Origin of the sequence: Methylorubrum extorquens (assembly GCF_024169925.1) — a bacterium.
GTDB lineage: Bacteria > Pseudomonadota > Alphaproteobacteria > Rhizobiales > Beijerinckiaceae > Methylobacterium > Methylobacterium extorquens_A.
Window position 1 is genome coordinate 3,583,328 of the sequence record NZ_JALJXF010000001.1, and the last position, 10,321, is coordinate 3,593,648.

Annotated in this window: 8 protein-coding genes and 1 tRNA gene; 1 reads left to right on the plus strand and 8 read right to left on the minus strand. The window is 68.2% G+C overall.

The annotated features are described in order from the left end of the window. Positions 1-103 precede the first annotated feature (103 nt). From clpX to J2W78_RS16935, 4 genes are all read right to left on the minus strand, one after another. The gene (gene clpX, locus J2W78_RS16920; protein ID WP_060769918.1) at positions 104-1,375 is read right to left on the minus strand and encodes an ATP-dependent Clp protease ATP-binding subunit ClpX; all 1,272 of its coding nucleotides are present in this window, start codon (positions 1,373-1,375) and stop codon (positions 104-106) included. 251 nt (positions 1,376-1,626) lie between these two features. Then, positions 1,627-2,253: an ATP-dependent Clp protease proteolytic subunit gene (locus J2W78_RS16925; protein WP_012454265.1), complete on the minus strand. Its 627-nt coding sequence runs from the start codon at positions 2,251-2,253 to the stop codon at positions 1,627-1,629. A 131-nt stretch (positions 2,254-2,384) separates the two neighbouring features. Continuing rightward, entirely contained in the window at positions 2,385-3,821 is a 1,437-nt protein-coding gene (tig, locus tag J2W78_RS16930; protein ID WP_253372356.1) for a trigger factor, read from the minus strand. 119 nt (positions 3,822-3,940) lie between these two features. Further along, a tRNA-Leu gene (locus J2W78_RS16935) sits at positions 3,941-4,025 on the minus strand. 163 nt (positions 4,026-4,188) lie between these two features. Between J2W78_RS16935 and J2W78_RS16940 the strand changes: the two genes are divergently transcribed. After that, a complete protein-coding gene (locus J2W78_RS16940) occupies positions 4,189-5,646 on the plus strand; it encodes a multicopper oxidase family protein (protein WP_253372357.1) in 1,458 nt (485 codons plus the stop codon). Between the two features lie 73 nt (positions 5,647-5,719). Here J2W78_RS16940 and J2W78_RS16945 read toward each other — a convergent pair whose 3' ends face one another. The 4 genes from J2W78_RS16945 to J2W78_RS16960 all read right to left on the minus strand — a co-directional run bounded on the left by J2W78_RS16945 (position 5,720) and on the right by J2W78_RS16960 (position 10,150). Continuing rightward, positions 5,720-7,033 carry a B12-binding domain-containing radical SAM protein gene (locus J2W78_RS16945; protein ID WP_253372358.1) on the minus strand — a complete coding sequence of 438 codons (1,314 nt, stop codon included), beginning with the start codon at positions 7,031-7,033 and terminating at the stop codon, positions 5,720-5,722. Next, the gene (locus tag J2W78_RS16950) at positions 7,030-8,409 is read right to left on the minus strand and encodes a B12-binding domain-containing radical SAM protein (protein ID WP_253372359.1); all 1,380 of its coding nucleotides are present in this window, start codon (positions 8,407-8,409) and stop codon (positions 7,030-7,032) included. Before J2W78_RS16950 ends, J2W78_RS16945 begins: the two co-directional genes overlap by 4 nt. Before the next feature lie 138 nt (positions 8,410-8,547). Beyond that, positions 8,548-9,360: a class I SAM-dependent methyltransferase gene (locus J2W78_RS16955; RefSeq protein WP_253372361.1), complete on the minus strand. Its 813-nt coding sequence runs from the start codon at positions 9,358-9,360 to the stop codon at positions 8,548-8,550. Then, the gene (locus tag J2W78_RS16960; RefSeq protein WP_253372363.1) at positions 9,335-10,150 is read right to left on the minus strand and encodes a 2OG-Fe(II) oxygenase; all 816 of its coding nucleotides are present in this window, start codon (positions 10,148-10,150) and stop codon (positions 9,335-9,337) included. The genes J2W78_RS16955 and J2W78_RS16960 overlap by 26 nt, the downstream gene beginning before the upstream one ends. Positions 10,151-10,321 lie beyond the last annotated feature (171 nt).

Here is a 10,321-nt window from a genome sequence, read left to right on the forward strand (position 1 = left end):
CGCCTGAAATGGTCGTTGCGGGGGGTGCTTTCAAGCGCGGGCACCCCCCGGAACGAAAAAGGGCCGCCGGCTCAAAAACCGTGCGGCCCCGGATGTTTGCCGGTCAGGCGCTGACGCTGGCCGGGGCTTCCTTGTTGCGGTCGCCGTGGATGAACAGCGGCCTGGATTTGCCCTCGACCACCTCCGGGCCGATCACCACCTGCTCGACGGAGTCGAGGCCGGGCAGGTCGTACATCGTGTCGAGGAGGATGGTCTCCAGGATCGAGCGCAGGCCGCGGGCGCCGGTCTTGCGCTCGATGGCCTTGCGGGCGACGAGGCTGAGCGCTTCGTCCTGGAAGGTCAGCTCGACGTTCTCCATCTCGAACAGCCGCTGGTACTGCTTGACCAGCGCGTTCTTGGGCTCCTGCAGGATCTTCTTGAGGGCCTCCTCGTCGAGATCCTCCAGCGTCGCCAGAACCGGCAGACGGCCGACGAACTCGGGAATGAGGCCGAACTTCAGCAGATCCTCGGGCTCCACCGAGCGGAACACCTCGCCGGTGCGGCGGTCGTCGGGCGCCTGGACGCTGGCGCCGAAGCCGATCGAGGTGCCCTTGCCGCGCTGGGAGATGATGCGCTCCAACCCGGCGAAGGCGCCGCCGCAGATGAACAGGATGTTCGTGGTATCGACCTGCAGGAACTCCTGCTGCGGGTGCTTGCGGCCGCCCTGCGGAGGCACGGAGGCGACGGTGCCTTCCATGATCTTCAGGAGCGCCTGCTGCACGCCCTCGCCCGAGACGTCGCGGGTGATCGAGGGGTTGTCCGACTTGCGGGAGATCTTGTCGATCTCGTCGATGTAGACGATGCCACGCTGCGCGCGCTCGACGTTGTAGTCGGAGGCCTGGAGCAGCTTGAGGATGATGTTCTCGACGTCCTCGCCGACATAGCCCGCTTCGGTCAGCGTGGTGGCGTCGGCCATGGTGAAAGGCACGTCGAGGATGCGGGCGAGCGTCTGCGCGAGCAGCGTCTTGCCCGAGCCCGTCGGCCCGATCAGCATGATGTTGGACTTGGCGAGCTCGACGTCGTTGTGCTTCGTCGCGTGGGCGAGCCGCTTGTAGTGGTTGTGCACGGCCACCGAGAGAACCTTCTTAGCGAAGTCCTGCCCGATGACATAGTCGTCGAGGACCCGCCGGATCTCCTTCGGGGTCGGCACCCCGTCGCGGGACTTCACCAGCGAGGATTTCGATTCCTCGCGGATGATGTCCATGCACAGCTCGACGCACTCGTCGCAGATGAACACCGTCGGGCCCGCAATCAGCTTGCGAACCTCGTGCTGGCTCTTGCCGCAGAACGAGCAGTACAGCGTGCTCTTCGAGTCGTTGCCGCCTGTCTTGCTCATGTCGGTCTCCGGTTCGCGGGCGCGGCCCCAGCCAGGAGGGCACGCGCGTCGATCATACGATGTAAGCGCATCCGCCTAAAGAAACAGTCACACAGGGCGGATGCGTCGGGATTGAGGCGCTCGAATCCCGATGCAATCATGCAGCCGGCTCGGGATCAACCGGCCTATCGGCTGGGGTGGGCGCCCAAAGGACGCATGACCCGACATGGTCGGGCCTGCGTACCCCGAGCGCCTCGGGTTTCCGTTCTCGCTCAGGCGGCGGCCGGCTCGGGGCGCTTGTGCAGAATGTCGTCGATCAGGCCGAACTCCTTGGCCGCGTCGGCGGTCATGAAGTTGTCGCGCTCGAGCGCCTGATGGATCGTCTCGTAGTCGCGGCCGGTATGCTTCACGTAGATCTCGTTCAGACGCTTCTTCAGCGCCTCGATCTCGCGGGCATGGATCAGGATGTCGGTCGCCTGTCCCTGGAAGCCGCCGGAGGGCTGGTGCACCATGATCCGGGCGTTCGGCAGGGCGAAGCGGTGGCCGGCCTCACCCGCGGCCAGCAGGAGCGAGCCCATCGACGCGGCCTGGCCGACGCAGAGCGTCGTGACGGGGCAGCGGATGAACTGCATCGTGTCGTAGATCGACAGGCCCGAGGTCACCACGCCGCCGGGCGAGTTGATGTAGAAGGAGATTTCCTTCTTCGGGTTCTCGGCTTCCAGGAACAGAAGCTGGGCGACGATCAGCGACGCGCCCTGGTCTTCGACGGGGCCGGTGAGGAAGATGATCCGCTCGCGCAGAAGCCGCGAGTAGATGTCGAAGGCGCGCTCGCCGCGGCTCGACTGCTCGACCACCATGGGCACGAGCGAGTTGTGGAAGTAATCGACCGGATCTCTCATATCAGCCCTCGGCTCCGGGTCCGGCCTCGGGGCGAATCGCCCGAGGCCGGATGGTTACAGCGAACACGGCAAGCGTTAACGCCGCCTGATCTCGAAGATCGCCGCCCGCCGCGGAGCCGGTGGGTCGGCGATCAGCCGGCAGCCTTGTCGGCCGCCGCCTCGTTGTTGGACTCGCTCGGCTTCTCGTCCGTCGCGGCCGCGCCGTTCACGGCGTCGGCCTCGTCGTCTTCGGCGAAGAGCGCCTCCTTGGAGACGGGTTCCTCGACGACCTGGACCTGACCGAGGACATGGTCGACGACCTTCTCCTCGAACAGCGGCGCGCGAAGCTCGGCGAGCGCCTGCGGATTGTTGCGGTAGAAGTCGTAGACCTGCTTCTCCTGGCCCGGGAACTGCCGGATCCGGGCGAACAGGGCCTGATTGACCTCGTCATCCGAGACCTTGATATCGGCGGTCTCGCCGACTTGCGCAAGCACCAGACCGAGGCGGACGCGCCGCTCGGCGATCTTGCGGTACTCCGCCTGCGACGCCTCCTCGGTCGTGCCCTCGTCCTCGAAGGTCTTGCCGCGGGTCTTCAGGTCCTGCTCGACCTGCGCCCACACGGCGGCGAATTCCTGGTGGACGAGGCTCGGGGGCAGGTCGAAGGCGTACTTGCCGTCGAGCGCGTCGAGAAGCTCCTTCTTGAGCTTGCGCCGGGACTGGGCCTCGTAATCGGAGCCGACGGCCTTGGAGACGGCCTCCTTCAACTTCTCGAGGTCGTCCATGCCGAAGCGCTTGGCGAGTTCGTCGTCGATCTGGGTCTCGCCGGGGGCGGCGACGACCTTCACGGTCACGTCGAACTCGGCGTCCTTACCGGCGAGCTGCTCGGCCTGATAGTCGGACGGGAAGGCGACCTTCACGAGGCGGCTGTCGCCGACCTTGGCGCCGACGAGCTGGTCCTCGAAGCCGGGGATGAAGGTGTTGGAGCCGAGTTCCAGATCGACGTCCTCACCCTTGCCGCCCTCGAACTCGGTGCCGTCGATGCGGCCAACGAAATCGATGGTGACGCGGTCGCCGGACTGCGCCTCGGCGCCCTCCTCGCGGGGCTCGAAGGAGCGGCTGTCCTTGGCCATGCGCTCGAGCGTCTCGTTGATCTCCTCGTCGGAGGGCTTGAGCACGAGCTTCTTGATCGACACGTCGGAGAGGTCGGCGAGCTCGAAGCTCGGCAGCACTTCAAGCTTCACCTTGAAGGCGAGGTCGCCCTTGGCATCGAGCGCGCGCTCGATGATGGTCTGCTCCTCGTCCTTCGGGAACTCGATCTGCGGCTCGAGCGCGAGGCGCAGGCCCTTGTCGGAGACGATCTGCTGGTTGGCCTCGTTGACGGCGTTCTGCAGCACGTCGGCCATCACCGACTTGCCGTAGACCTTGCGCAGATGCGCGACCGGCACCTTGCCGGGGCGGAAGCCCTTGATCTGGACCTTGCCCTTGATGTTCGAGAGCTCGGTGTTGAGGCGATCCTCAAGCTCGTTCGCGGGGAGGAGCACCTGAAACTCGCGCTTCAGCCCCTCGGAGGTCGTCTCGGTCACCTGCATCGTCGTTCGTCCGCTGTTTTCTAAAACCGCAATCTCGTCTTCGCGTGCCGCTGCGCCAGGGAAGCCCCGTGCGGGCGCTCCGGCGGGAACCGCTCGGGTTCCTGACGCCGATACGGACATGGTGCGGGCGGAGGGGCTCGAACCCCCACGTCTTGCGACACTGGAACCTAAATCCAGCGCGTCTACCAGTTCCGCCACGCCCGCGAGCGCCATCGACACGAGCCCGGATACCGGGCCGTCGAAGCGCGCGTCTATAGCACGCGGGCTCGGGGCCGCAGCAAAAAACTTGCGGGGCGCCGCGTGCGGTGGCGGCTGGGACGAAGCCTGTCTACAACGCGAGCCCGACCGACCGACGACGCGAGACGCCATGCGAAATCCCGACCCGACGGCCGAGCCCGCGCCGGGATCGTTCTCACGGCGCGATCTGCTCGCGGGCAGCGCCGCCCTCGCACTGATGCCGGGGATGGCCTCGGCCCAAGGGACGGCCTCGGCCCAAGCGCCCGCCGGGAAAGCCCCGCCCCCGGAGCCGAAATCGATCAAGGCCGCGTCGGCCAAGCTCCGCCTGAAGCCCGATCCTGCGCCCGAGACGGCCGTATGGCGCTTGGGCGAAGCGGAGGCGCCGATCCTGCGGATCAAGCTCGGCGAAGCAATCCGCCTGCGCGTCGAGAACGGGACCGACAAGCCGCTGTCGCTGCATTGGCACGGGGTGCGGATCGCCAACGCCATGGACGGCGTCGGCGGCGTCACCCAGGAGCCGATCAAGCCGGGCGCGAGCTTCACCTACGACTTCACGCCGCCGGATGCCGGCAGCTTCCTGATCCGCCCGCTCGTCGTCGGCGGATCGAGCGAGCCGTCGGGCCGGGGCCTCGCCGGCATGCTGATCGTGGAGGAGCCAGCCCCGCCCCCGGTGGATGGGGATCTTGCCCTGCTCGTGCAGGATTGGCGGCTCGACGAGGCCGGTGCGCTCCAGCCCTTCGGGCAGGTCGCCTTCTCTGCAGCGGCCGGGCGGCTCGGCAGCGTCGTGACGCTCAACGGACAGCCGATCCCGCTGGCGCTCGACGCGCGGCCCGGCAGCCGCCTGCGCTTGCGGCTCGCCAACGCCTGTAACGCGCGGGGCCTGCGCATCCGCTTCGACAATGTGAAGGCTTATGTCGCGGCCGTGGACGGCCAGCCGACCGACACCTTCGAGCCTCTGAAGGCCACCCTCCCCTTCGCACCGGGCACGCGCTACGACCTGCTCCTCGATCTCCCGGCCCAAGCCGGACCAGCCGGCACCATCACCGCGCTGATCGGGCAGGGCCTGCCGCTGGCGACGCTGACCGCCACCGGCGAGCCGGTGGCGCAATCCGGCCGCGCCGCGATCGGCTCGATTCCGGAGAACAAGCGTCTGCCGGCCGAGATCCGGCTGCAAAGCGCACTCCGCCGCGAACTCGTGCTGACGGGCGGCGTGCGGCCCGACAAGGCGAGGCCCGGCGCCGAGACGCCCTATTCCGGCGATCCCGCCAAGATCTGGCAGATCAACGGCGCGAGCGGGGCGGCAGGGGCAGCCCCCCTGTTCTCGGTCAAGCGCGGCGGGGTCGTGGTGCTGTCGATCCGCAACGACACCGGCTTCCTCCAGAGCCTACACCTGCACGGCCACGTCTTCCGCCTGCTGCACCAGCTCGATGACGGCTGGGAGCCCTACTGGCTCGACACCGTGCAGATCCCCGAGGGCCGCAGCGCGCAGATCGCCTTCGTCGCGGACAATCCCGGTCGATGGCTGCTCAGTGCGACCGTGCTGGAGCGGTTCGACACGGGGCTGTGGACGAGCTTCGAAGTGAGTTGAACGCCCCCCATACCAAATTCGGCTGATCCCTTCGGGATGGCGGCTTTGGACGTCGCTCAGGCGCCGCACCGTCTCACCGGGGCGGCGGGAACGTCCAGAAGAATTCGCCCGAGCGTCCGCCCTGGAGCGAGGCCTGCCGGGTGAGGAAGCGGCACTCCGCCGCGAGGGCGGCCTCGCTCCAGCCGGTACAGGCGGTCATCTTCAGGGAGACCGGGTCGTATTCGAGGCGATGCTCGGGGGGCGAACGCACCATCAGGCCCGAGGGCAGGACGACGCAGTGATACACCCGGAGCGCGCAGGGGAGCCGGCGAGCGCGCTCGAAGTTGCGGCGAAAGGTTTCGGGATTGTCGCCGGGCAATCCCAGAATGATCTCGACGGCGAGGCTCGCCACCGTATCGAGCCGAGCGAAGGTCTCGTCGAAGCGACGCTCGTCGTAGGTGCGATCGACATGGGCCAGCACCGCGTTGTCGAAGCTCTGCAGGCCGATGCCGACATAGGCGTTGCTGACGGTGGCGAGGAAATCGAGATGCTCCTGCCGCACCGCCGCCGGGTAGACCTCGCAGATCAGCCCGTGGCGCTCGAAGAAGCCGCTCTCTTCGGCCGCGCGCCGAAGGTTGAGGAATGCGTTGCGGTTGAGGTTCAAGCCGGCATCGACGAGGAGCGCCGCGTAGACATCGTGGCCGGCGATGGCCTCGAACTCCTGGGTCAGATGATCGACCGCCCGCACGCGTTTGGGTGATTCCATCGTCCCCCACTCGCAGAACGAGCAGGTGAACGGGCAGCCCCGATAGGTCTGCAGCACGCCGAGGCCGCCGTGCTGCACGAGGTTCAGCGTGTAGGGCGAGGCGAGGCTGTCGAGGTTGGCCAGCGGACGCGCCGGGGTCTCGCGCCAGCCCGCGCCGTCCCGGACGGCGACGCCGCGCAGCGTGCCCAGCGCGGCCGGCGTGCGCTGTTCGAGCGAGACAATCTCGAGGAAGGTCTCCTCTCCCTCGTTGATGACGAGGACGTCGATGTCGTCCGCCGCGTTCGAGAACGGCGGACGCGCGAACATGACCGGCCGCGCGGAAGGTCCGCCGAACACGACGAGCCGGGCGGGGTCGTCTTGCTTGATGAGCGCGGCGACGCGGCAAAGAAAGGGCAGCGACCAGAGATAGGCCGAGAAGCCGACGATGTCGGGGTCAAAAGCGGTGATTTCGCGGGCAACCCGCTCGGCGTCGCCGCCGGTCAGATCCCAGACCCGGCAGACGAGGCCGGGAAGGGCGGCGGCGCGCAGGGTGGCCTCGACCATGCGCAAGCCGAGATTGGGCACGAAGCTCGGCATCGCCGGATCGCGTTCCGGGTACTGCGCCACCAGGGCGATGCGCAGGCCGGAGCGGGCCGCGCTCATCGCGCGGCGGCCTGCCGCCACGAAGCGCGGGCTTGGGTGACGCGCTCGGGCTGACGCGGGAACGCCCACCAGAACTCACCAGCCTTGCCGCCGGCGGCGAGCGCCCGGCGGCGCAGCTCCGCGCGGGTGCGCGCGACCGCCTCCTCGCTCCATCCCTCGCAGGAGCGCATCGTCAGGGTGTGAGGGTCGAAGCGGACATTCCATTCGGGCCGGCTGCGGGTCAGCAGCGCGTCGGGCAGGACGAGGCAGTGATAGACCCGAACGCTCGCGGGCAGCGACAGGGCGTAATCGAGGGTGCGGAAGAAGCCCTCCGGCGTATCGCCGGGCAGCACCGCGATGATCTGCAGCTCGATATTGGTGACGCGGGCCAGCGCGCGCACCGCCGCCTCGAAGCGGGGCGAATCCGAGGGGCGGTCGTGCAAGCGCAGCACCGCCGGGTCCATCGACTGCATCCCGACGCCGAGATAGGCGGTGCCGATCTCCTCGATGAAGGCGAGATGCTCGTCGCGCACGATCGACGGGTAGATCTCCGCCCAGAGCAGCGTTTCCTTGAGGAAGCCCGACCGTTGGTTGGCGAGCCGCAGGTTGCGGAAGGCGCCGATGTTCAGGTTGAGGCCGGCATCGAGCAGGAACACCGCCGGCGCCTCCAGGGTGCGGAAAGCGTCGAGCTCGCGGGCGATGTAGTCGGCCGAAAAGGAGGCCTTGCTGTTCTCCTTGGTGCCCCACTCGCAGAAGCGGCAGGAGAGCGGGCAGCCGCGGAAACTCTCCAGATAGGCGACGCCCCCCTGCGGCATCAGCCCGTGTGCGTAGGGTGAGGCGATCCGGTCGAGGGCGGTGATGGGCGGGCGCCGCTCGGTCCGCAGCCAGCCGGTTGCGGTCGGCAGCGTCAACCCGCGCACCTGCTCCCACGCGGTCCGGTCGAGCTGCGGCAGCCGCGCGATCTCGCAGATGATCTCCTCGCCGTCGCCCTCGACCACGGCGTCGAGATAGGCATGGGCCGGGCGGTACGGTTCGAGATCGAAGAAAGCGGATCGCGCCGAGGGACCGCCGAAGACGATGGCGAGCGAGGGGCGGCGCGCGCGCAGGGCCCGCGCCACCGCGATCATCGCCGGCGCCGACCAGACATAGATCGAGAAGCCGACGAGGTCGGGCTCGAATTCCAGGATGTCGGCGACGTAAGCCTCGATGTCGGCGGTGCGGCGGTCGAACAGCCGCACGGACGCGTCGGCGAGATCGGGATCGCCGAGCAAAGCCGCGTGGATGCGCCGGATGCCGTAGCTCGGCAGCAGCAGCTCGCCGAGTTCCTGCGCATCGGGGCGCGGCGTCATGCAGACGAGGGCGATACGCCGATGCGTGGGGGAGGACGGCTCTAGCATGGTTTCGCGATGACCGGAGGGACGCCCGATGCGATCAGGCGTGAGGGAAGCGAATTTAAGGCTGCGGCAGAACTTGAGGAATTCAATCGACGCGTCCCGCCCTCACATCGTCTTGAGGCCTGGGCGGACCGATTCGGGTCATCGCTTGTCGAGGCGACAGTAGAGGTAATGCAGGCAGCCGAGACGGTGCAGCTCCCGCAAGACGTCACCACCGGTCGGCTGGCCACGCCGATCCGAGGCGATGGTGTGATAGCTCGGCTCGATGTTCGCCGTGGCGTCGGTGACCCGGAAGGTGAAGCCGGCGGCGTGCGCATCGCGCCGGATCGCATCGAGCCCCGCCCATTTGTCCGGCCAGGGGCCGAAGGCGGCTTCGAGCCCATCCGCGAACAGCGCGAGCCGCTCCGGCGGCCGAGTAAGGACGATGTCGCTCATCATGAGAACCCCGTCCTGGGTCAGCACGCGGTGCGCCTCACTGAAAAAGGCGCGCCGGGAGGCGAAGTGGAACGCCGCCTCGACGCAGAGGAGCCGATCGAACGCGGCTCCCGCGAAAGGCAGGCGGCAGGCATCACCGGCGACCCAGGCAGCGTTGCGCAGCCGGTCGTCCCGGCGAAGTCCGATCGCGAGCTGGCGCGGATCGAGGTTGAGCCCGATCACCTCCACCTCGGGATCGCTCCGCCGGATCGCCTGCAGGGTGCCGCCGAAGCCGCAGCCGACATCGAGCACGCGGTGGCCCGGCGCGAGGCCGAGCCACGCGACGAGCGCCGCGCTCAATCGTTCCTGTGCCTGCACGAAACCCGCCCGCGCCCGGGCCGGGCCGATTGCCCCCGGCTCGTCCCAATGGCCGAGATGGACATGATCGATCGCAGCCCCCTCTGCGACCGCCGCGAGGAACGCATCGAAATAGGCCGGAACCCGCACCACCCACCTAGCCCCAGCAATGGACGGCGTCACCGATTCGGGATCGGGCCATGAAGGAGCAGGCGGTCCAGCGCAGGCGAGCGCCTTCCACCGGCGTGACCTGGTGGAGGAAGCGGCCTGAGCGCAGGATCACGATGGTCCCTGCCTCGACATCGAAGGCGTGGCGGGCAAACCGCGCGAGGTCGGGCTTGTCCCTCGGGCGATCGCGATTCTGGAACCGACCCGACCACGCCTCCGCCTTGGCGTCGAAGACTTCGAGCATCCCGCCGCGCTCGGCCTTGGACAGGGTCAGCACGAAGGAGAAGATGTCACCTTCGACCACGCTTTCGAGGTGGCGGTAGCTCGGGCGGTCCTTCTGCTCGTTGTCGAAATGCGGGGGAATGTATCCGCCCTCGTGGTGCGAGCGCAGGGTCGTGGCCATGTATGTCCGCCCATCGTGCAGGGCGGGTGGGCCGTAGGGCCGCCCGCCATCGAGGCGCGAGAGCAATGCGAGGACGCGGGTCTCGAACCCGCCCCATGGCGCCATCAGGTCGCCGAGGCTGCGGGCGAAGCCGGGTGCCATGTCGAAGTAGGCGCGCAGATCCGGATCCGCGAGGTTCAGGTTCATCCCGTAGAAGTGCGACCGGAACGGCGCTGGGAACGAGGTGGTGGGGAAGCCCTGCCGGTTGACCGCGAGATCCGCGACGATCGACGCACATTCGGGGGGCGTCAGGACGTTGCGGATGACAACGGCCTGAAGCGCATCCTCCCGCAGCCGCGTCAGCGCATCGGCATGGACCGAGGCCTCGGCGGCGTCGATCGAGATCGTTTGCAGAAACGGCATCGCCCCATCCCCTCGCCCGGACTTCGGCGATCCTCGCTCTTAGACCGGTTTCGGCGGTGAGCGCCCTGGCCGAACCGTCCGAGTTGCATCCACGACCATGATCGAAGCCGCCGCCCGATCAAAGTCGGGCGGCGGCTTCGAGGTGTCGCCGGGTAGCCTTGCGGGCCGCGA

Coding starts and splice junctions, on each gene's coding strand:
- clpX (WP_060769918.1), bottom strand. CDS start 1,375: ATGAGCAAGACAGGCGGCAACGACTCGAAGAGCACGCTGTACTGCTCG.
- J2W78_RS16925 (WP_012454265.1), bottom strand. CDS start 2,253: ATGAGAGATCCGGTCGATTACTTCCACAACTCGCTCGTGCCCATGGTG.
- tig (WP_253372356.1), bottom strand. CDS start 3,821: ATGCAGGTGACCGAGACGACCTCCGAGGGGCTGAAGCGCGAGTTTCAG.
- J2W78_RS16940 (WP_253372357.1), top strand. CDS start 4,189: ATGCGAAATCCCGACCCGACGGCCGAGCCCGCGCCGGGATCGTTCTCA.
- J2W78_RS16945 (WP_253372358.1), bottom strand. CDS start 7,033: ATGAGCGCGGCCCGCTCCGGCCTGCGCATCGCCCTGGTGGCGCAGTAC.
- J2W78_RS16950 (WP_253372359.1), bottom strand. CDS start 8,409: ATGCTAGAGCCGTCCTCCCCCACGCATCGGCGTATCGCCCTCGTCTGC.
- J2W78_RS16960 (WP_253372363.1), bottom strand. CDS start 10,150: ATGCCGTTTCTGCAAACGATCTCGATCGACGCCGCCGAGGCCTCGGTC.